Origin of the sequence: Chryseolinea soli (assembly GCF_003589925.1) — a bacterium.
GTDB lineage: Bacteria > Bacteroidota > Bacteroidia > Cytophagales > Cyclobacteriaceae > Chryseolinea > Chryseolinea soli.
The window spans coordinates 3830697-3853166 of record NZ_CP032382.1; the positions used below are offsets into that span (position 1 = coordinate 3830697).

At 45.6% G+C, this 22470-nt stretch carries 15 protein-coding genes; 12 read left to right on the plus strand and 3 right to left on the minus strand.

What is annotated here, in order from left to right:
• Positions 1-40: 40 nt before the first annotated feature.
• Positions 41-1666, minus strand: coding sequence for a tetratricopeptide repeat protein (locus tag D4L85_RS16355; protein WP_119755304.1), 1626 nt, complete (start codon positions 1664-1666; stop codon positions 41-43).
• A gap of 117 nt (positions 1667-1783) precedes the next feature.
• Here D4L85_RS16355 and D4L85_RS16360 point away from each other — a divergent pair, with 117 nt between their 5' ends.
• The 12 genes from D4L85_RS16360 (at position 1784) to D4L85_RS16420 (ending at position 19785) form a co-directional block, all read left to right on the plus strand.
• Positions 1784-2050, plus strand: coding sequence for a hypothetical protein (locus tag D4L85_RS16360; RefSeq protein ID WP_119755305.1), 267 nt, complete (start codon positions 1784-1786; stop codon positions 2048-2050).
• The gene (locus D4L85_RS16365) at positions 2047-3315 is read left to right on the plus strand and encodes a sensor histidine kinase (RefSeq protein ID WP_119755306.1); all 1269 of its coding nucleotides are present in this window, start codon (positions 2047-2049) and stop codon (positions 3313-3315) included. Before D4L85_RS16360 ends, D4L85_RS16365 begins: the two co-directional genes overlap by 4 nt.
• Positions 3316-3336: 21 nt before the next feature.
• Positions 3337-3621, plus strand: coding sequence for a hypothetical protein (locus D4L85_RS16370; protein ID WP_119755307.1), 285 nt, complete (start codon positions 3337-3339; stop codon positions 3619-3621).
• 942 nt (positions 3622-4563) lie between these two features.
• Positions 4564-10125 (plus strand): T9SS type A sorting domain-containing protein, encoded by a 5562-nt coding sequence (locus tag D4L85_RS16380; RefSeq protein ID WP_160143783.1) that lies wholly within the window; start codon positions 4564-4566, stop codon positions 10123-10125.
• Positions 10126-10454: 329 nt separating this feature from the next.
• Positions 10455-10946 carry a hypothetical protein gene (locus D4L85_RS16385; RefSeq protein ID WP_119755310.1) on the plus strand — a complete coding sequence of 164 codons (492 nt, stop codon included), beginning with the start codon at positions 10455-10457 and terminating at the stop codon, positions 10944-10946.
• Between the two features lie 70 nt (positions 10947-11016).
• Positions 11017-13197 carry a peptidase domain-containing ABC transporter gene (locus D4L85_RS16390; RefSeq protein ID WP_119755311.1) on the plus strand — a complete coding sequence of 727 codons (2181 nt, stop codon included), beginning with the start codon at positions 11017-11019 and terminating at the stop codon, positions 13195-13197.
• 11 nt (positions 13198-13208) lie between these two features.
• Positions 13209-14504, plus strand: a complete 1296-nt coding sequence (locus D4L85_RS16395; protein WP_119755312.1) for an HlyD family secretion protein — start codon at positions 13209-13211, stop codon at positions 14502-14504.
• An 11-nt stretch (positions 14505-14515) separates the two neighbouring features.
• Positions 14516-15973: a TolC family protein gene (locus D4L85_RS16400; protein WP_119755313.1), complete on the plus strand. Its 1458-nt coding sequence runs from the start codon at positions 14516-14518 to the stop codon at positions 15971-15973.
• Positions 15974-16228: 255 nt separating this feature from the next.
• Complete coding sequence (locus D4L85_RS16405) at positions 16229-16642, plus strand: hypothetical protein (protein ID WP_119755314.1); 414 nt, start codon at positions 16229-16231, stop codon at positions 16640-16642.
• Between the two features lie 13 nt (positions 16643-16655).
• Positions 16656-17069, plus strand: coding sequence for a hypothetical protein (locus tag D4L85_RS16410; RefSeq protein WP_119755315.1), 414 nt, complete (start codon positions 16656-16658; stop codon positions 17067-17069).
• Between the two features lie 501 nt (positions 17070-17570).
• Complete coding sequence (locus D4L85_RS16415) at positions 17571-17945, plus strand: hypothetical protein (protein ID WP_119755316.1); 375 nt, start codon at positions 17571-17573, stop codon at positions 17943-17945.
• Between the two features lie 112 nt (positions 17946-18057).
• A complete protein-coding gene (locus tag D4L85_RS16420; RefSeq protein WP_119755317.1) occupies positions 18058-19785 on the plus strand; it encodes an OmpL47-type beta-barrel domain-containing protein in 1728 nt (575 codons plus the stop codon).
• Between the two features lie 1359 nt (positions 19786-21144).
• On the opposite strand, the gene D4L85_RS34980 is transcribed toward D4L85_RS16420, so the two are convergent.
• Positions 21145-22044 (minus strand): hypothetical protein, encoded by a 900-nt coding sequence (locus D4L85_RS34980; protein WP_119755319.1) that lies wholly within the window; start codon positions 22042-22044, stop codon positions 21145-21147.
• Between the two features lie 232 nt (positions 22045-22276).
• Positions 22277-22432: a helix-turn-helix domain-containing protein gene (locus D4L85_RS35125; protein WP_418219873.1), complete on the minus strand. Its 156-nt coding sequence runs from the start codon at positions 22430-22432 to the stop codon at positions 22277-22279.
• Positions 22433-22470: the final 38 nt, after the last annotated feature.

Below are 22470 nucleotides of genomic sequence, written 5' to 3' on the forward strand. Positions count from 1 at the left end.
GTTGGGGTTACTTAGAATTGCAAGCTATCCGAGTTGGTATCTACTCTATTTCAACTGTTCTCGATTTGGAAATGGAAAGTTTGTTAATAAATTCTTCAATGGACTCGTTTTCTGGTAGATTAAGTCTCCGTTTTAGCCGATAACGCGCGGTCTTGACACTATCGGAAGAAATAGCCAGCATTGCGCCCATTTCTTTACTGGAAAGATTCAGTTTAATAAGGGATGCTATCCGGAGTTCTGCGGTAGTGATCGAAGGATAGAGATCGCGTAGCTTGACGAAAAATCCGGGATAGATGTCTTCAAATGCTCTTTTGAAGTTCTGCCAATCGTCATCCGTAAGAATATTAGCTTTAAGTATTTCGTTGAGCTTAAATAGGTGAACATCTACTTCGGGTTGACTTAATTTTATTGCATCAAGTTCGATTTGGATTTTTTCAAACGCGTCTGATTTCTCTTTAAGCGTCAAGATATAAACGTCGAGCAATTGTTTTTTTAATGCAAGTCTTTTTCCTATGATTATCCGGTGTCGGTTAAATAGAAGTAGAATGATAGACATGACGCCAACAAATGCAATAATCAAGGTGTTCCTTTTTGATGCAGCTAAAACTTGCTGTTGTGTTAATTGTATTATCTTGTTGTCTTTCTTTTCAAGTTCATATTTGGATTTCAGCCTTTCCATTGCTACTAGATTGGCTGCGTTCGTGAGGCTATCGCTCAATGTCGAATAAAGCTGCTGAAAATTAAAAGCTCTTTTGTAGTCCCCTAATGCTTCATATGCATTGTAAAATCGTTTATAACTTTGTACTATATCTATTTTGGATTCAACTTTAGTTAATAAAAGCTTGTACCCATTATCCGCCATTTGCAAGGCTAATTTGGGTTGATTCTGGCTTAGGTAGAGCTCGCTCATGGTGTTGTAGGCACGAATTTGCATAATAGAATTTCCGGATTTTAGAGCCATCTCTAATGCATCTTGTTCATATTTTAAAGCTAATGAATACTCTTGGCGATGGATATAAACTGAACCTATGGCACGTAGGGCACCGCTCATTCTTATCGGGCGTGTCGGAATATCATCCATCTCCTTTGCATACAAAAGCGATCGTTGGTAATGCTCTAATGCCAGTGACCAATTTTGATTGGCTTTGGCTACGTCACCTAAATTTTCACATACGAGTGACAATCCTGGTTTGTATTCGAGTTTACGCCAAATGGCGTAGGACTGTGCAAAGAAGGTCTGAGCCTCATTTGTATCACCCTGCTCAAAATATGCGCGTCCGATGCGGTTATTCATAGACGCGACTTTTCCCTCGTTTCCTTGTTTTTCGTAAATTTTTTTAGCTTCCAAAAGCGCGTTAAGGGTCATGGCCATGTTCCCCAGACTGTGTTCGTAGTAAAAACTTATTATTGAAAGTGCTCTGACTTGGCCATTATCGAAGTTTATTTTTTTTGCTAGAGCCAACGCTTCATTGGCACTAGAAAACATGTCTTCCCTATCCGAAAACGATTGAGAAGTGGAAATGCTTATCAGCAGATTTACGCGGTTGGAGTCCTGGCCAGTGGCTTGGAGGAGTAGACGAAGGCTGTCGATGTTTCTGGGCTGAGCAAAAACACTTTCACTAAGGGAGATGAAAAGGATCAAATGAAAACTCAAAAAAGGCTTCATATTCTTCAAAAATACCACTCAATTTAATTTGTACACCATTTTGTTACCGATTAAATCATTCTATGCTCGGATCGTTTCATGACTATTGCGGTTGAAAAGTCGTAAAACTCTGGTTCCGTGAAGAAAATGGGAAATCTCATTACGCTGCTTTGGGTATTCTTTGGTATGCTTCAGTTCATTCATTTCTTTTTAGCGCAAAACTGCGGTAAAATCAGTGAGAAAGGCACTTTGGAGGCCGAAACTGGTCTGGTCAAGCGGGGGGCTGTAAGCATGCTATCTGATTTCATCCATGGCCTCGATCTGTCAGGTAGGGGATATACCCCTACGAAAGCCCGCAACTTGGACAACCCTGCAGATGCGTTACGTTCCGGTTTAATTGAATGAAAATTTATAAGAAAGTGCGTGGCGCAAGATACGTGACAGTTGGGGGTCTTTCTCAGAACGATCAATTCTGTCAAACTGAAGCTTTGACCTTAGACCCAATGCTCGCTTGGTCTATGCCGGTCTGGCTAAAAACTAGTTCGGTCATTCTGAAATCTTTACTATTTCAGTTCCTTTATTTTGTTGTAGTCACCACCCAGGCTGCAAAAGCAAGTTCGTACAATAGAAGGCGTACGAGCATCATTGAGGGAATGGATTTTCAAGTCTTTGGAGTGGGGAACGTCTGGACTGTAATCCCACTATGGACGTCCCTTTGGATCCCGTCAGGTATCATAGCTGCGCTCGTTCTTATTATACTTCTGTGTAATCGTCAACGTACTATCTTTTTAAAGCGGAGGGCTCAAAATCTGCAGGAGCTTGTTGAAAAACATACGTTTAAAATCCAGGCTCAGAAAGAGGAAATCTCAATGCAGAATGAGGAATTGGTTGCTCAAGCTGAAATACTTGCGAGAAATAATGCCGAGCTAGAAACGCGGATCAAGAAGCGAACTGAGACTTTAAACAGATTGAACGAAGAATTGATCGATCGGAATTATCAACTTGAGCAATTTAGTTTTATAACAGCGCATAATATTAGAGGTCCGCTGGCCAGAATAAAAGGCCTCGTTCATTTATTATTGGTACTTAAAATCGAGATGGATGATGACATCCTAGGCCATCTTGATAAAAGTGTAATAGCGCTTGAAGACATCGTTCAAGATCTCAGCTACGTCTTGAGTGTAAATGATGGCGCTCGTAAAAAGTTTGAGGCCATTCAATTGCGGGAAGAATTGTTAAGTGTTCTGGATTCCCTTCGTGCAGATATTGAATTGGCTCAAGCGGAGATCGATATTTCAGAATTTGAAGATCTCGAAGCCTATGGTTCCAAGACGTCAATTCAAAGCATCTTTTACCATCTTATCCATAATGCAATTAAGTATTCCAGCAGTGACAGAAAGCTGATGGTAAAGTGTTGCGCACTGTTAACGGCTGATCAGCAAATTGTAATGACTGTAGGCGATAATGGCCTTGGAATTGACATGCGTTACGCGCAAGAAAAGATATTCCAGTTTCATCAACGGTTCCATCCGCATATTCCGGGTAGGGGTTGTGGTCTTTTTCTTGTGAAAACACTGGTGAAGGCTATGGGCGGTAGAATCCGGGTTGAAAGCAAACCTGACGAAGGAGCGAGATTTATCATTGAGTTTGACAACAGCAAATCTATTTGAAAGTGTTTAACATTGAATTTCATGGCTATATTATTTGAGTACACGTTTGAGTTACTCCTCTGGATGAATGGAGTAAAGCCTAAATATACTTTAGGTGAGGCGGTGCAGTTTAAAGATGGTGTTGACACTGGGGCCGTCATGGTTGTACGTGCCGTCGTACCGCGCGCATCAAATTATTTTTTGCGATGCCAAGGCTGGGACGAGAAAACCAGTGCCGCCTTTGAATTGATCATCGACCAGGATAAAGTGAAAGCTTTCAGTTGGCGGTTTGTCGATCGCCTGCATGGAACGGAAAAACTCGGATAGATGATTTTGCTGGGTTCTATTTCTGATGTAGGATTTCACGTTTGTGCGGCTGCCCCTTGACAGAAGCTCTATTAATTGGGAACGTATTTTTGATTTTGGGCAAATACTACGTTTAATTTTTTCCTTTCGCCATCAGTAGCAACCATCGGGCTTTGGTCAGGCTGTACAGGAGCACTGGTGGCGGGGGCTTCTCAAAGGGTTCTAATTGTATTACGCCTGTAAGAAATTGGAAAAACTAACAAACGCTGAAAGTAACACTCGAAGATGATTGGCTATGAAAATATCGTTAACCGTAGTTCACGACTATCTGTATGAGAGAGATCAAGTAAAGATACAAATGATGGATGGCGCAACCATGAAAGGCTATATAGAAAGCTTGATCGACGATAGATATTTGGTCTTTGCCTGGCGACGGTGTATGTTTTTTTTTATGCCAGTCATTATCCCAATGGAATATATCGATTCAATTGAACAGTCGTGAGGAATGACATAAATTAATGAGTGCATATGTCGAGTATGCTTCGGCTTGGGTGTTGTCATTAGGGTCGAGTTAAAGGCCTCAAGGTATGAGCATCGTGAGTACTTAAGCTCAAGCTTTCGGAAGATCATTTAAGTATAACTTTTTTAGAGAACTAGGTTGTTGAAAATTAGTCTTAGACCATGATTTCACATTTCGCCGGTGTCCGAAGCCTTCGGTACCTATTCGTTGTCTGTTTTATTTTTTCCACACTCGCTTCGTATTCCCAAACGTTTACGGGCGCGCCCACAATTTCATCAGCGGGGCCTTATTGCGCAGGTTCGTCTATTACTATTAACTGGGCTATCTCCAGTAATTTTACTGTGGGGAACACGTTTGCGGTGCAATTGTCGAGCGCAGCCGGTTCCTTTGCAGCACCGACCACTTTGGGATCGGTTAGCAGTACAAATGCAACATCCCTGGCTGTGACAATACCACTTGGACAGGCGGCAGGCGCTGGATACCAGGTGCGTGTAACCAGTACCAACCCTACGTTGACCAGCAGTAGCAGTGCTGCTTTTACGATTACTGCCCTTGGTATAAGCGCACCCACTGTGACCGGGTCTCCATTCTGTGCAGGCACGACATTCAATATTGCCAACAACCTGGCGAACGCCTGTAATTTCGGAGTGGGAAATACCTTTACGGTTCAGCTATCCAATAGCGCCGGAAGTTTTGCCGCGCCCACCACCATTGGTTCCACCGCGTCTGTTACGGCGGGCAATATTTCGGTTACCCTGCCAATTGGGGCAACGGCGGGAGCAGGATACTTGATCCGCGTGGTGAGTTCCAATCCGGTTGTAACGGGCACTAACAGCGCGGCATTTACGATCAGAGACCTCGGATTAAATGCTCCGACCGTGACGGGGTCGCCTTTTTGCTTGGGCGGCACCTACAGCATCACTAATAATCTCAGCAACAGCTGCACGTTTGGGGCAGGCAACATATTCAATGTAGAGCTTTCAGACGGGTCGGGAGGTTTTGCCGCCCCCACAGTCATCGGCACATCGTCCTCCACGAGCGGCGGTGCGATTGGTGTGACAATTCCCACGGGGACGACGCCCGCCGCGGGCTATAGAATGCGTGTTACCAGTACGAACCCAGTATTGACCAGTGCGAACAATGGCGCCAACCTCACCGTCAGCGCGTATGGACTTAACGTGCCGACTTTTGCAGGGACAGCCTTTTGCCCCAACCAGGCCGTCACCGTGAATTACACAGTTCTGAATTCGTGCGGCTTGCCCAACACACCTTCGGCCAATGTTTTTACCGCCCAGTTATCTAACTCCTTTGGAAGTTTTGCCAGTCCTACAGCCATCGGCACAGCAACCTCAAACACGTCAGGCTCCATTAGCGCGACGATACCGGTAGGTGCCATTCCCGGCAATGGCTACCGGATACGCGTTGTGAGCTCTAATCCAGGCCCCGGCCTGATCAGCGCAGACAACGGCACGAACCTGACGGTGAATGCAATCAACTTGACTGCGCCAACCTTTGCGGCGACTACTTTTTGTTCTGGGGCGACCTTTACGCTGAGCTACACCTTTGTGAGCGGTTGTGATTTTATCGCTGGGAATACTTTTACAGCGCAACTCTCCGACGCCTCGGGTAGCTTTGCCTCGCCCACCACCATTGGAACTTCAAGTGCAACCGCGCCGGGGAGTTTCAGCGTAACTATTCCAACAACCACGGCGTCGGGATCCAGCTACCGTATTCGCGTGGTAGCTTCTAACCCTGCCGTGACCAGCCCGGACAACGGCACCAACCTCACGATCAATGCATTCGGCATAAACGCGCCGACATTTGCAGCTACATCGTTTTGCCAGGGCCAGCCATTCACAATAAGTTATACGATTCAAAACGCCTGTGCCTTTCCCAACACGCCCTCGAATAACGTTTTTACGGCACAGTTGTCAGACCCTTTGGGAAGCTTCGCCGCTCCGACGACCCTTGGCACAGTGACCGCCACAGGCCCGGGCACCATTGCAGCGACCATACCTGGGGGAACGGTGGCCGGTACTGCCTATCGCATACGTGTAGTCAGTTCCAACCCGGGTACGGGTGTGATCGGTGCAAATAACGGAGTCGACCTGACCATCAATGCGAGCGCAGGGAACCCGAATGTGTTTGGTACCACCGCGTGGAATGCATATGCATACTCGGGCACTGCTTTTCCCATTACCAACAACACGTATCTGGGTACATATACGGAAACCAATTTGAGTTTTGACTCGCGCAACCGATGGGTCAACACTGCGGGGCCGGGTGCGGCCGATGCTTCTTCGGGTTCAGGCTATGCAGGATGCCCCGTTGGGGCAACAAGCTATTCGGTTAGTTTCAAGCGAACGAACTTTACATGCGGTTACTACCAGATCGACATTCCTGCGCACGATGATGATGTACGATTGTTTATCAACGGAAGCCTGGTGTTCAGTCACATTGCCGGGTGTTGCGATTCGCATACCAATGCGTGGACAGGTTTTCTGAATGCGTCGTCGACTATTGAGTTCCAGTTTTTGAATGGCAGCGGGCCGGGCTATTTGCAAGTGGCCTTTAGTGCAACGGCAAATCCGCTGACGATATCGCCAAATATTGTTCAATGCTCGGCCCCTGTAACGCCGGCTACACTTTCGGTTAGCGCGCCGATTGCATTAACCTATGCCTGGACGCCGACGACCGGTTTGACCCCGGCCAGTGGACTAGGCGCGAACGTGCAGGCTGCTCCCACCACCACGACCACATATACTGCTACCGGCACGGACGCCGCGACAGGCTGCAGTGTAGCGAAAACAGTTACCGTGACCGTTTCAAATGCCACGCCCACACTTACGCTTACTAGCGTGCCGGCCACCATATGTTCGGGCCTGGTGACCTCGACGCTGTCTGTGAGCGGGGCATCTACGTATACTTGGTCGCCATCGGCGGGTTTAAGCGCCACCACGGGAAATGTTGTCACTGCTAATCCGCCGTCGACAACCACTTACACCGCAGTGGGGAACAATGGTTGCGCAGCGCCTGCCGGCAGCGCTTCGGCAATCACCACTGTGACCGTTCAGAACGTGCCCGGTTCGCCGTCGCCTACCACCTTTGGCAATGGCACATGGAATGTTTTTAGCCACAACAACACTACATTAAACGATTACTACGGCTACTACACCGAAAACAACCTCAGCTTTAATACCGCCACGCGATGGGCCGGTGCCAGCGGACCGTCGGTTGCGAATGCGGCTTCCGGTTTAGCATACCAGGGATGTGCGACGGGGACCACAAACTATTCGATGAGCTTCCGCCGCACCAACTTTGCCTGCGGATATTACCAGATCGATATTCCCTATCAGGACGACTACTTAACCCTGTTAATAGACGGTGTGCAGGTATTTCAAAGAAATGCCTTTACTTCTACGCTGCAAAGCAATGTATGGACGGGGTTTCTGGGGCCGACTTCCACCGTAGAGTTTCAGTTGATCAATTTGGGAGGGTCTGGTGCCCTGCAAGTTTCTTTCGTGGCGTCTTCCTCGCGGCCGCAGTCGCTGAACACCGACATTGTGATTTGCGCAGGAACGGGTGCTGCACTTAGCGCCACATCGGCCATCGCAGGCGCTACGTATAGCTGGTCGGCAAGTCCATCCGCTACAATCAGTTTTACGCCTGCGGCCACCGGGTCAAGCCCAACGATTCAAACGACGGGTGCCACGCCAGGCGGAAATTATACCGTCACCAATACATTGACCGATGCAGCGAAGACCGGCTGTTCGACTTCAAAAACTTTTACAATGACAGTCGATCCCCTGCCCAATACGACGGTAGCGCCTACATCGGGTACTGTCAGCTGCCCAACCTCTGGAATTACCTTGACAGCGAGTGGGGCCGCCAGTTATATATGGAGCCCCGCCGCCGGGCTGAGTGCGACCACCGGCTTTTCGGTTGTAGCCACACCGAACGTTACGACCACCTATACGGTGCAAGGCTCCAACAACTGCGCTACCAATTCAGCAACATCGACCATCACGGTGATTCCGCTTGCCTCGGTCTCCACCTTCCCGACAGGGACTTGGAACGTGTACGGCTTTAATTCAACTACCATTGGCACCAGCTATCAAGGCTACTATACAGAAAACGGAAGTGGCGTTACAGGATTAAGTTTTGATACGCGAACAAGGTGGACTTCGGGCGCTGCCCCATCCACCGCAAATACGACAAACGGTGCGGCCTGGTTGGGTTGCACCATGAACGCTACCAACATCAGCCTTAGCTTCAAACGGACGGGATTCACCTGTGGTGTTTATCAACTGGATGTTCCGGCGCACGACGATGATTTTTTCTTGTTCATCAATGGCGTTCAAGTAGCACAGCACGTCGGGTGCTGCGACGCCCACACCAATGTGTGGACAGGTTCTCTGAACGCAAACTCTACGGTGGAGTGGCAAATGAAACAAATCACGGCCGGTTCGTTTCTACAGGTTGCTTTCAGTCTCGTAGCTCAAACTGCCGGCACTTCGGTGTGGCTGGGCGGGACGAGCAACGACTGGTTCACCGCCAGCAACTGGTGCAACGGTGTGCCTACCTCCGCAACCGACGTGCTGATCCTGGCGGCTGGGCCGCAGAACATGCCGGTGATCGCAGGCAGTGGTGCAGTGGCCAGAAATGTTACTATTAGCCCGGCTATTGCGGCGGGTACGTACAACAACGCCATTGCAGCATCCACCCTTACCACCAATGCCTTTAACCTGGATGTGTATGGCAACTGGAACAATGGCGGCACATTTGCGGCCAACACCGGTACGGTGAGTTTTGTGGGCACAAATAGCGGCAACACCGTTGCTACCACTAACCCGCAAACCTTTAATAACCTAGTTATTAATAAAAACAACGGGATTACCTTTTCCTCGGGCACAAACCAAGTACGCGGTGACATGAATTTCACCAATGGAATCGTTACTCAAAATGCGACGCTACAAGTGTTGAACGGGGGTACAGTTTCAGGTGCTTCCAATAGTAGTTTTGTCAATGGGTCCATGACCAAAGTTGGCACCAATGCGTTTACCTTTCCGATTGGCAAAGGTGCATTATATCGGCCGATCGCTATCTCCGCGCCGGCCGTTGCCACTGACGCGTACACGGCACAATACTTCAACACCACGCCAAACGGAGCGTATCCTAACGCCCAACGCGCCGTGACGCTTGATCACGTGAGCAACGCTGAGTATTGGATGTTGAGCAGGACCGCAGGCACCTCTAATGTGAATGTGACGCTGCGTTGGGCAAGCAATAGTGGCGGCGTCGGAAACTTAAGTTCGCTGCGTGTGGCGGCATGGAACGGTTCGTTGTGGACGGATGAAGGAAGCGGCGGCACGACGGGAACCACGACGGCGGGCACGGTGGTAAATGCTGCGCCGTCTATCGTGTACGGTCCATTTACATTCGGGACGACTGACAATGGAAATGCGTTGCCTGTTGAACTCGCAAGTTTTGATTGCGGATTAAATGCCGAAGGGATCGTGGAATTAAAATGGACGACGGCTTCCGAAAGGGAAAGCGATTATTTTGACGTGGAACGAACGGTCGATGCAAAATCGTTTGACGCCATCGGCCGCGTCGAGGCCAGCGGGAACAGTAATGTTAAGGTGAAGTACACGTACCTGGACCTGACGGCGCACGGCGGAATGTTCTACTATCGGCTGAAGCAAGTGGATTTCGACAGAAAGGCCACGTATCATTCTTTGTGCGCAGTGAAAGCCAGCCGCAAAAAAGACGATTTCTCTTTATTTCCCAATCCTGCGTACGGATCGACGAGCATCGACCTGAACGGTTCTATCTGCAATTCCCTAGCGGTTGTCAACAGCCTGGGACAAAAGATTGACGTTGTCTATGCCGTTGTGAATGGGCAGGTTAATATTTCTACTTCAACGCTTGCACGCGGCGTGTATGTGATAGACCTATTTATTGATAACAGAGCGATTAAACTTAAGCTGGTAGTTGATGAATAATCGTGGTAGTAGAAAGCGTGCTACGTTCATTCACTAGTTAAAGTCCCGGTAATCATGTGACGATCTGAAAAGCGTTTATGTCGGCACTGGACCTGAAAGGAAACGCCGAACAGCATGGGATCTGCAAATTACACCCATGTGCCAGTTGTGTCGAGGCGTTTTTGAAAATGATCAGGAAGGGAACTTAAGAAATGATTTCTTCATAGGGACACAGGGATAAAGGATGGCAACGGTTAATAAATGCAACTATGCCATTCTTTCTGATAAGACATTGAATAGTAACATTGTCAACGACCAATATATCGTCATAACCTACCGGACATTCAAACATGCAGGAAGAACATCAGCTCATAGAACTTGTCCCAAATTTCGGCGAAATCGGAATTCTTTTGTCTTTTTGTCTCGCAGCGTTAGTCGTTGTAGGATTTCGTCGAGTGAAGGCGAGGGATAAAGAACGTCCCTACATTACTCAGCTCGTCTCCGATCTGAACCAAGTTGGCTTTTTTGACTTAATTGTGGATAAGCGAGGCAAGCTAGACGTTTATCGCATTTTGCAAAAAGTCCCTGTGCTTATTAGAACGACAACTCAGGAGCTTTCGCAAGACCGACTCAGTAACGGTACACTATCCAAGAGTTTGGGGAAATTGCATCGGGATATCGAAGCCATCCTCTACCACCCGAACGTAGCACATATGCTCCACGATACCGAAGAGATGAAATTGGATTGCGTTGGAATTGACAAGCTAACAGATCTTCACAAGTCATTTAGAACGTTAATTCGAAGGTATGACTCAAATTTGTTAAGGCCATTCGGAGATTAAAAAAAAAATAAACAAATAGCTCCATGACTTTCTTGAAGGGTTTTTCTCAATTCAATCTGAAAATAAACGTATGACTAACGACCGAATAGTTCGCATTTTACGGGAGGCTGCTCTGGTTCTAAAGCACGACTTTGATGCCACCAGTTTGCGCTTCATCGAGGTAAACAATCGTCGCTATGCCCTGTCCGATTTCGCCGAGTTCAAACGCGACCTGCTTGAGGCCGGAAGTAAAATCCGGATGCTATTTCTGGAGTATACTCTGGAATGGGACACCTTTCATGCTTTTGCTAAACAAGAAGACAGCCCATTGCTTCTTTTTCAAAAAAAAGGCGATGCCCTGGAGCCGTTCCTCCTTAGCCCAGTGATACGCAATGAACGGCATGGAATTGAAATTCGGGAACATGAGACGGTTGAGCAACAATTTAACTCGGAAGAGCGTTCTTGGCTTACCAACGATCAAGGCCAAATAATTTTCTTCGTGGTCGTCGCCTACCAGAATCTGGTCAGCGAATACGAATTTGACCAGTCTGCCAAAGGGGAATATCTCTCCCCACTCCGTAGGCTGCTCCGCTTGCTGGCAACGGAGCGGAGGGACATATTTTATATCTTATTCTATGCAATTATTATCGGCTTGACAAGCTTGATACTGCCCTTAGGCATTCAATCGACCATTGAACTGATCTCCGGAGGTGTCGTTTTTAGTTCTGTTTATATCCTTATCGCCGTCGTCATCGTGGGGGTACTTATCGCCGGTGGACTTCAAATCATGCAGATCAGTTTCGTGGAATACCTGCAGCAGCGAATCTTTACCAAGGCCGCCCTGGAGTTTACCTTCCGCATTCCACGGATAAAAATCGAGTCAATTCTAAACAATTATGCGCCCGAGCTCGTCAACCGGTTCTTTGACATACTTACCATACAGAAGGGCCTACCAAAACTTCTTATCGATCTCTCTTCAGGCACCATTCAGATTTTATTCGGCCTGGCGTTGCTTTCTCTTTACCACCCATTCTTTGTTTTTTTTAGCCTAATTCTGGTGGCGACATTAGTCATTATTTTTTACCTAACCGGTCCCAAAGGCCTGCACTCGTCGATCCAAGAGTCAAAGTACAAATACAAAGTGGCGCAATGGCTCGAAGAACTCGCACGGGCGCTTAACTCTTTCAAGCTCGCTGGAACGACGGACCTTCCCATTAAGAAAACAGATTACAACGTTAATAATTACCTGAAGTACCGGAAGATTCATTTTAAGACCCTGCTCATTCAATTCTCCTTTATCCTCCTTTTCAAAGCCGCCGTCACCGGAGGCCTACTCATTATGGGTACGGTTCTGGTTATCAACCGCGAAATAACACTTGGACAATTCGTTGCTTCTGAAGTCATCATTATTCTTATTCTCAGTGCCGTTGAGAAGATTATCATGTACATGGACGTCGTCTATGACCTTCTTACGGCAGTGGATAAAATAGCGCATGTAACAGATTTGCCACTCGAAAAAGTAGGGGGGATCGATTTCCCAAAGGGATCTTGGCAGGCCGGATATGCAATTACCACAAAAGACTTACGCTATAAGTATCCCGATACAAAGGACTACATTCTTCAAGGCGTGAACCTAGATATAAAAGCCGGTGAACGTGTTTGCATTACCGGGGGGGGCGGGTCTGGAAAAACAACGTTAACCAACATTCTAGCCGGTATGCATCCTAGCTTTGAAGGAATTGTGACCATCAACAACTACTCCATCCGTGATCTTGACCTGGCACATTTGCGCGACAAGATTGCCAAGAATATTTCGCCGGAAGACATCTTTGACGGAACGATCTACGAAAACATTACCATAGGCAAGCCAATGGAAAGCGTTGAAGATGCTATCCAGGCACTCCAGAAAGTAGGCCTTTCCGATCAAATCAATGCTCTACCTGAGGGCCTCAGCACCCCGCTGCTCAGCGCAGGCAAAGGCCTGTCCTCTTCCATGATTCAAAAATTGATACTGGCCCGCTGCCTGGCGAAAAAACCTGGACTTCTTATTCTCAATGACTTTTTCAGCGGTCTAAAAAAAGATACGAAACTGGCCTTAGTGAATGCAGCCATATCCAGCGCTAATCCCTGGACGCTCATCGCCGTGTCTAATGACCCTATCGTAATGGCTGCCTGCGACCGCATCATTGTACTTAACAAAGGAATTGTCTCTACGCAAGGAGCCTTTGAAGATTTAGTCAAACAAGGTGCCCTCAATACCTACATCTATTAAATCCGTCCACTATGCTAAAGCTTTCTTCTCATCATATTGACAAGATGATTCCGCAGGACAAGTTATACTCCCTACGAGCACTGAAGCCACCAAAGGCCGGAAAGGTCCTGGCCCGATGGCTCCTTGTCCTCTGTTTGATATTTCTGGTCTTTCTATTCCTACCCTGGCAACAGAACATTCGTGGAACGGGAAAGGTAACAGCCTTGAACCCCATGAACAGACCCCAAACCATTGAGGCCGTCATTGCAGGGCAAATCCGGAAATGGCATGTAAACGAGGGGCAATCCGTTAAAAAAGGGGACACCATAGTCACCATCAGCGAAGTAAAAGAGAAATACTTCGACCCGCAGCTCCTCCTTCGGCTACGCGAACAGATCAACGCCAAAGAGAGCAGTCTTCAATCCAAAGATCAAAAGTCCCAGGCCTTGAAACGTCAGATCAAAGCACTACATGAGGGCATGCAGAATAAAATAGATCAGACTAAGGCCAAGCTGCAAGCAGAGAAATTCAGATACCAAAACGCTGAAAATCTCTATCAGCGTAACAAGAAATTGTACGAAGCCGGAAACATTCCACTGACCAAATTTCAGGACATCGAGTATAAGTATCAAGGCGCGCAAGCGGACCTCACAAACGCAAGGATTGAGCCCGATAGAATTCAAGCCGAATACCTGGATAAAATCAATAAAGTAGAGTCTGATTTAAGCAACACCCTTGCAGAAATCTTCGATGGCCAGGGTGAATTGGCCAAATACCGGAATGAATTTGCCAACACGCAGATACGTGTCAGTCAATATCAAATCCTTTCACCCCAAGACGGCACGGTGGTAAAGGCCATGAAGGCCGGGCTAGGTGAAACCATCAAGGAAGGAGAGCCTGTCTGTACCATTATGCCCATAGCCGCCGACGTGGCTGTGGAACTATACGTGAAAGCCATGGACGTTCCCTTGTTAAGCAAAGGCAGAAAGGTAAGAATTCATTTCGATGGGTGGCCCGCCCTTCAGTTTTCGGGTTGGCCAAGTGTTTCGGTTGGGACCTTCGCCGGAACAGTTGAAGTGATCGACTACGTTAACTCTAGGCCTGGCGAGTTCCGAGTTCTGGTAGTACCCGATGCAGAAGACCTGCCGTGGCCTAAACAACTCAGAAATGGCTCAGGAATAAAAGGATGGGTAATGCTTGATGACGTGCCCGTATGGTATGAAATCTGGAGACAGCTCAACGGATTCCCCCCCAGCCTCTACGAAGAACCTTTGGACGAAGTCATGAAGCCAAAAATTGATAAACAATCTACCGAAAGTAAAAAGTAAAAAAGATCTCTATGTCGCGAATGCACGATTGCTTGTTCATTGTATTTTTGGTTTTAAGCTTGCTGTATGCCCATCCCGGCCGAACACAGTCGGCAATGGATTCTATCTTCGCCCTAAGTGATACTTCCCGTACGCTTCCCCTCGATCAATTTTATAAGATCATCTTGAAAAACCACCCGGTCGTTAAGCAAGCCGAACTGTTAGATGAAGTTGCACAGCAGGAACTCCGACTCGCTCGAGGAAGTTTTGATCCTAAAGTAGTATCGAGCCTCGACCACAAAGAATTTGAGGATAAAACCTACTATAGCAAACTTGATGCATACCTGACCTTCCCGACTTGGTTTCCCGTAAACCCAAAGGTGGGCTACACGCGGGCTACCGGCCAACTTGTAAATAATGAAGATATCATCTCCGGCGGAGAACAATTCTACGCAGGCGTCGCCATTCCCCTTGGTAAAGGACTTCTTACAGACGAACGGAGGACGGCGGTAAGGCAAGCGGAGATTTTCAATAGTATCACTACTGCAGAACAAGTCAAAATTATAAATAAAATCTTGCTGGAGGCTGCCAAAGATTATTGGCAATGGTATTACGCCTATTACCAATACAAGCTTTCGAGCCAGTCTGTTGGCATTGCCGAAGAAATTTTCTCGCGCATCAAGCTAAACATGCAGCAAGGTGAAGCGGCCGTGATCGATACCATTCAGGCGAGAATAGCGCTCCAATCCAGGCGGGTGGAGAGTCAAGAAGCTTGGGTGGTATTTCAAAACATGGGTATAACGATATCAAACTACGTATGGAGTGAGCAGGGCGATGCTTTACAGGTAGGTTTGAATATTGCCCCCATCATGACCCACGACGATCAGGCGTTCCTTAACCAAGAGCTACTCCAAGATCTGGTGATCAAAGCCAAAGAAAATCATCCTGAGCTAGTGAAGCTCTCTCTTAAACTTAACCAACTGGAATTGGAAAGAGCGCTGGCACGAGAATTCTTAAAACCACAATTGGACATCAACTATTCTCTTCTCAGCCAACCGTCTGCACCTCATCGTGTGAACCCATTGAATGATTACAAAATTGGGCTTGATTTTTTCTTTCCGATATTCTTGCGCAAGGAACGTTCGAAAGTTGCCCTTACTAAATTAAAAATTGACAATACACAATATCAACAGCGACAGTCAGAGCGCGAAATTATCAATGAGATAAATACCACATTCAACCAACTTCAAAATACACTCGCAGTCATGAAACAACAACAAGAAATTGTTGAACTCTATGACCGTCTGTTGAAATCTGAACTTTTAAATCTTGAAAACGGCGAAAGTGACTTGTTCAAAATCAACATTCAACAAGAAAAGCTCCTGCTCGCCCAGTCGAAGCTTTTAAAATTGATGGCAGATTTACAGAAACAAAAAGCATCGCTGTACTGGTCTGCCGGGATTAAGAACTTGAATTCAGCAATAGACTAATTTGACAAAAGCATTATGGGCAATGTAGATAGTTGAATATGGATTAATGCAACAGGTTTTTCGGAACGAATTCCAATGTTAAGATCTGAGCGGGCTCTTGTTGCTCCGTATTTTTAGTGCACCTAAATGAGTAAAATTACTGAGTGGCTAGATGTATCTGAGCTGTTACTTTTAGAACGAAGAAAAAATCTAACGACGAACGTAGACAAAAAAATCTTAAAGTAATACTCAATCAAGAATTCACGCACCAATAATATGATCACAAGAATTTATGACCGCGAATATTTAACACTTGATTACGATCCTGCTGTACCCTGCATTATCGCCACCTTCCTCAAATTCATGATGCTTGAAGAATTCAAATCCGCACAGGCTTCTGGGCTTTATTTTGTGGAAAAAAAAATCAAGGAAACAGGAAGAATGATGTGGATAGTCGATTCCAAATTAACCTTAATTGATGATGAATGCGCAAAATACGCTGTTGAAGATTGGACTCCACGCGCGCTTGCTGTAGGCATCAAGCATGTAGCTTTTGTTATATCTGCAAATCAGTGGGGGCAGATCGGGTTAGACGAATACGCTCAAGATACTATGGATAAGGGGATGACCACAGCCTCTTTCAAAGATGTGGAATCGGCCAAGAGTTGGCTCAGGGGACAAACACAGTAAACAACCGCACTAGATGCAAATCTACTTTGAAAATGACTTTGTCACATATAGCTACGATAAGGTCAATCATGTAATAGTACAAAAATGGCTAGCCCCACCAAACTCTGTTGAATTCAGGGACGGTGTAAAATCCCTTATTGAAGTTATGGGGCATTTTAATACAGGCAAGGTGATCTCGGATACGACCTTTCTAGGAATTATTCAACCCAAAGATCAACGCTGGGTATCAACAGAGTGGATTCACGGTGCACTGATGGTGGGGTACTCCCACCTTGCGGTCATCGTTTCAGAGGACGCTCTTACACAGATGTCAGTAGAGGGTATAGTGAATCAGCGGGTCGCCGTTGCATTTCCAACTGCTTATTTCAAGAGCATGGAAGCAGCCATTGTTTGGATCAAACAGTTCTCCACCCGAACAACAAATTAGCTATCATCACAATGATTCAACCGGCTTTCCTAGGTGTTCTAATTTTTCAACTTGGTTCATTCCTGAATTGAAAGTGAAAATTATATTCAAGCCTTTAAAAAAAAGAGAGATACCTAATTCTTTAAACACGTCCAGACTTGGTTAGAGAAAGGTTACGTCACCATACAAGTACGTTAAAGACACTCATGCAAATATTGGCTGTAAAAAAAATATGAACTCATCAATACTCAAGAGATGATAAACGAAGATAAAACGAAAAGCAGTTTATGGGAGCACCAGTAAAAAGCTCAATTATAAAATGGAGCATAGTTAGTATTAGCATTGCCATGATTCAAATAGTGTGTGTTTTTGTATTTAATCTTGGTTTGGTACCGTTATTGATTTCCGTTGTTCTCGGGGGTATTGCGCTTAGTATTTTGAAGAAGTTATGCGGTCAATGAGGTGACGACTTTCCAATCCCCTGAACTCTAAATCAAACTAATAATTATAGACTTTACTATTATGGAAACCTATTTTAAAAATGATTATGTCGATGTCAACTACGACAAAGACATTCATGTACTGATAGTCCACTATGGCTGGTTTTCCTCTACCTCAGCAGAATCCAAGAAGGGAATGAGCATGACCACATCAGCCATGAAGCATTTCAATACTGGCCAGGCAATTTGGGATACACTTCTAATGGATGCAATTTCGCTTTTGGATCGACATTGGACGACTACGGAACATTACGACAAGGCACGAGATATTGGGTATTCTCAAGCTGCTAATGTCACAGAACATCTTTACTTAATGGTGGTAGAGGATATGATAAGCCAAGTTAACAACCCTATTCCAATAGCCTATTTCGACAACACGAAGGCAGCTATAGACTAGATAAAAACAATCGACAAAGCCCATTAATGACACTGTCTAAAAGCCAGCACCCGATTTAAACTCATCAGTCTACTTCGGTTTTTTCGTCTAGAACCATATAAATCCAAAAGTAATGAGAATTTTATTCTACCTAATCTGCATCATTTTTCTTAGTCAAGGTACAGTGCTTGCACAGCAACCCACAACAGAACCTAAAACGTACTATGATGCTAACGGCACATTGTACTGGAATAAGAAACTTCCTGTATACGTATCGCTCTCAACTTCGCCCGACCCTACAAAGGGTATAGTGCTGAAAGAAGAAAATGTAAACCATGTGCGTCCCTACTATTTGGACACTGAAGGGATTAATTGGATACGTTCACGCTGGGCTACCGATTCAACTACCGGTGTACCGCTTGTTCCGCAACGTGAAATTTTATGGCCGGTAATGTCAGACGGTTTACCACCTATTACCACGGCAACACCAGTTGCCAAGGGGAAATTCGTTTCTGCTGGAAAGGTATACTACAGTGGTGACATTTCTATTGAACTAAAAGCTAGAGATGCTGTATCCGGAGTGGAAGCAACATATTTTAATATTGGCGATGGCTTTAAAACCTATAGCCAACCGTTTACGTTGCCTGCTGATTCAAAAATCAACTTGAAGTTTTATTCGAATGATCATGTAGGCAATGGCGAAAACGCTGATCTCAACAATAAAACACTGAGCGAATTTTATGTAGACAATAGTGCCCCGGTGTCCACGCTGACCTTAATTGGTCCAAACGTAGATAATATTGTATCGCTTAAAACTAAAATTAAACTCTCAGCCCAAGACGGAAGCAGCGGTGTTTCCAAAACCACGTATGGCTTCAATAAGGAAGCGGGTCAGCTGTACACCATACCATTGTCACTAGCAAATCTGAAGCCGAATGAAAATTATGTCCGCTACACATCTACTGACAACGTTAGCAATAGAGAGACGGAAAAAGCCTATGATTTCTTCTTAGATGCTGAAGCACCAAGAGTAGAGTACAATGTATCAATTGATTACTTCAAATCATCCATCGGCCAGGTCTATGTTTCCAACAGGTCGGCGTTTGAACTTACAGCTACTGACAATAAAGCTGGGTTAAACAAGATTTATTTTGCTGTTGATCACGCTACTAAAACTGATTATAAAGCAGCAGTAAATACAGATCAGGCACCTGGTTTACACAAGCTTTCGTATAGTGCCGATGACCGGGTAGAGAACCTGAGCAAAACAAATACAGTTAGCTATTACATCGATGTAAAAGCCCCGCTTATTAAATACCAGGCCGTTGGCCCTAAGCTGCTTCGGAATGACACTCTTTTTATTAATAAAGTAACGAAAATTACCATAGCCTCGATCGATGCTGGTATAGGTCAGGCTGGTCTGAAGAAATTAGAATACCAGATAGACAATCAAGCACCTATTTCTTACGTGGAAAGATTCGGCATAGAAGGAGATGGTTTGAGAAATCTGAAGATAACATCAACAGACCAGGTAAACAACGGATCCGATGCCGGACAAACAATTTATGTGGATAATGTGCCTCCAGAAATTGTAGAGGTATACGGGGTGGATAAAATCGGAGCAAAGGTGATTAATGATAAGTCTTATGTTATCTATCCAAAAGAACTGAAGTTGTACTTGGCAGCAAGGGATAAAAATGTCGGCACACAGACCGTGTACTACAAAATCAACACTGGAGCAAAAGCCATCTACACGACACCCCTGACGAGCTTTGCTCCTGGCAATTACTCTATTACTATTCAGGCTTTTGATATACTTGGAAATGAATCGAGCAAGACCATCTCATTTGCTGTGGAGTAAAACAGAATGCATATCGAAAGACTGAGAAATCTTTAGGTAAAACGAACACAGTGGAAGATGCTTTCGGTCAGGATGGTCCCGCCTTTGTCCACGTCCGTTTATTTTGCTTGAGGGTTTGGCGGGAGTCATGGCTACACCAAGACTCCCGCCACCTTTTATCGATTGTCAACTCTGTAACAATTTAGTTTTATGATGGACGCTTACTTTGAAAGAGACTTCGCCTACATCCGCTACCAAGGGATCAACAGATACTTTGGCGATGACACATATCCGGGCGAAGGTGCATTTCCGCTCTTCACGCCAACAACCAATCGTTGAAGCTTGTTTTTGAAAAAAGCGGGGTCTCAACTTCAATGGATGGTTGAACAGCGCACACTCGAGATTCAGCTTCAAAGGGAGGAAATAACCACTCAGAGGAATTGACAGCCCAAGCTGAGACGCTTTCGAATTACAATTCGACGTTGGAGAAGCGTGTAGAACACCGGACGCAGACGCTTCATCGTCTAAACGAAGATCTTATAAATCAGAAGACGCAGCTTGGACAGTTTACTTTTATTACGGCCCACAACATAAGGGACCAATCGCTCGACTTAAAGGGTTGATTAATTTGATGAAAATGGAAAGTTCAAGCGAAATGACGCCTCACATTGAATCAAGCATTAGGTACTCAACAAACCAATCTGAAGATAAAATTATTGTTATCGTCGAAGATAACGCGTCGGTATTGATATGCAATAGATGCGGAACAGGATGTTTATGCTACATCAGCGTTTTCATCCTAGTATTTCCCGGCAAATGTTTTGGATTATTTTTGGTTAAGATGCAGGTAAGCGTTATGGGTGGAAAAAAAGCGACGTAGTAAGCGAAGTAGGTCATGGTACGAAATTTGTGATTCATTTTCCGAAGTTACCGGCCATGTCGCCGTCGCCGCAGACGTCATTACCGCGGAGTTACAGTTTGGGAATTTTTATCTGTTTTTGGTAAGGCATGAATATTCCGCGCAGGCTGACCACTTCATTTCGTCAATCAGTGATCACTATTTTTTTTGCGACGCCAGTCAATTCACTCGCAATGAAATTGACTATTGCATGCTCATCACTTAGAGAATATAGGTTTAGGATTCATTAAACGTGTTGGGATAACTTTCACTGATTGCGCCCATCACCTTGGCCATTGGTTACGCTAGGGCTTGACCATCAGCCGCCACATCGTGGCGAAATAAAATAATTTGATCAAGGAGAAACGAAATGATCAAGGCCTTGGAATTTCCACCATGCGACCTGTAATTGTTTCGTTTTTGCCCCGATCCAAAACATTTCAAACATTGGAAAGAGGAATTGCTGACGCGCCGTTTCGATGCTATTTGGCATAAGTGAAGTTACCATCTTTTCCATTCTTACCGGCAAGTCCATTTTTCCCTTTGTTGCCGTGTCTCGATACTTTTTCTGAAGATCCGTTTCCCTTGATTCCACCCATGCCACCCTCTCCTTCAAATCCCCGATATCCGCCATGGTTTACAAGCTTTACCTTTTCACTTAAACTGAAGTTATACCCGCAATTTGTACAACTAAGTGCAAGACTGCCACCGCTTCCTCCATCACCACCGTTCCCTCCATTTCCACCGTCTCCACCATTGCTCAGGCAGTGGGCAGTACCTTTGTTGCCCGAACTGCCGTTTCCGCCATTTCCGCCATATCCTCCATTTCCACCATTTAGATTGATTAATATAAGGTGATTTAGTTCAAGATAGTCAACTTCCAGGGTAAGGTTCTTTCCTGAAGTGCCATTGGTTCCACTTTTGCCCTGCTCTCCCGTAACTCCACTTTTACACGGTCCATACGGATGATCAGAATCCTTACCATTTTTGCCATTAGTGCCATTATTGCCATTTCCCACTATACTGCAAGAAACCCCAGCAGTTATCTTCTTTGCTTTGATAAAACTGGCGTTGCAGGTTTTGTTGAGTATAAGTTTCGAAGAATCATGCATAATGAGGTGATCAACAAGCAAAGTATCCCCTGGGATTTCGTAAGAGGTATTTCTGGGTATTTCCAGGCTTGGTATTCTGATCTGGGCGTTCGAAAGAGTAGGAACAAACAGGAGAGTAATAAGTCCAATATAAAATAAGAATGGAACTTTGAAATCGAAAATAATTGTGTACGCACGGTAGTAAGCTTCAGCACTGATCATTAGAACATTTTTTTTTCGTTCTAAAAGTAGCAGTTCAGATACATCCAGCCTCTCGGTAATTTTACTCATTTACGTGACCTAAAAACACGGAGCAACAGGGACTCGCTCCCACCTTTAAATCAGGTTAAAATCAAAAGATCTGACATGGTAAAATTCAAAGCCACGGTGACTTCATAAAATAAAGATTAATCCCTTCAGTTACTTCAAATGAATAAACGCCATCATCTAAACCTGGAAGAATATGAGAATGGATATCAAATACCATCTTCCCCTTGGACACACGCACCTGTCCAAGTGCGGGCTAATCAACGGCGAGTTTCACAGTCTCTTCAATATGAGATTCGACCTTATTATTTGGGATGGCTTTAGGCCGACTTACTTCCTTCAGGGCCAGCTGACCGCCGGCGTCATAGAGTTCTTTGATGCGAGGGAAACTGTCGCGGGGATATCCCATCATGAGGCAGGCTTCGCTTACGTTTTCTAAATGTTCAGCCA

Excerpts from the sequence above, each read along its gene's own strand:
- D4L85_RS16355 (WP_119755304.1), bottom strand. The coding sequence starts at position 1,666 with ATGAAGCCTTTTTTGAGTTTTCATTTGATCCTTTTCATCTCCCTTAGT.
- D4L85_RS16365 (WP_119755306.1), top strand. The coding sequence starts at position 2,047 with ATGAAAATTTATAAGAAAGTGCGTGGCGCAAGATACGTGACAGTTGGG.
- D4L85_RS16370 (WP_119755307.1), top strand. The coding sequence starts at position 3,337 with ATGGCTATATTATTTGAGTACACGTTTGAGTTACTCCTCTGGATGAAT.
- D4L85_RS16385 (WP_119755310.1), top strand. The coding sequence starts at position 10,455 with ATGCAGGAAGAACATCAGCTCATAGAACTTGTCCCAAATTTCGGCGAA.
- D4L85_RS16390 (WP_119755311.1), top strand. The coding sequence starts at position 11,017 with ATGACTAACGACCGAATAGTTCGCATTTTACGGGAGGCTGCTCTGGTT.
- D4L85_RS16395 (WP_119755312.1), top strand. The coding sequence starts at position 13,209 with ATGCTAAAGCTTTCTTCTCATCATATTGACAAGATGATTCCGCAGGAC.
- D4L85_RS16400 (WP_119755313.1), top strand. The coding sequence starts at position 14,516 with ATGTCGCGAATGCACGATTGCTTGTTCATTGTATTTTTGGTTTTAAGC.
- D4L85_RS16405 (WP_119755314.1), top strand. The coding sequence starts at position 16,229 with ATGATCACAAGAATTTATGACCGCGAATATTTAACACTTGATTACGAT.
- D4L85_RS16410 (WP_119755315.1), top strand. The coding sequence starts at position 16,656 with ATGCAAATCTACTTTGAAAATGACTTTGTCACATATAGCTACGATAAG.
- D4L85_RS16415 (WP_119755316.1), top strand. The coding sequence starts at position 17,571 with ATGGAAACCTATTTTAAAAATGATTATGTCGATGTCAACTACGACAAA.
- D4L85_RS16420 (WP_119755317.1), top strand. The coding sequence starts at position 18,058 with ATGAGAATTTTATTCTACCTAATCTGCATCATTTTTCTTAGTCAAGGT.
- D4L85_RS34980 (WP_119755319.1), bottom strand. The coding sequence starts at position 22,044 with ATGAGTAAAATTACCGAGAGGCTGGATGTATCTGAACTGCTACTTTTA.
- D4L85_RS35125 (WP_418219873.1), bottom strand. The coding sequence starts at position 22,432 with ATGATGGGATATCCCCGCGACAGTTTCCCTCGCATCAAAGAACTCTAT.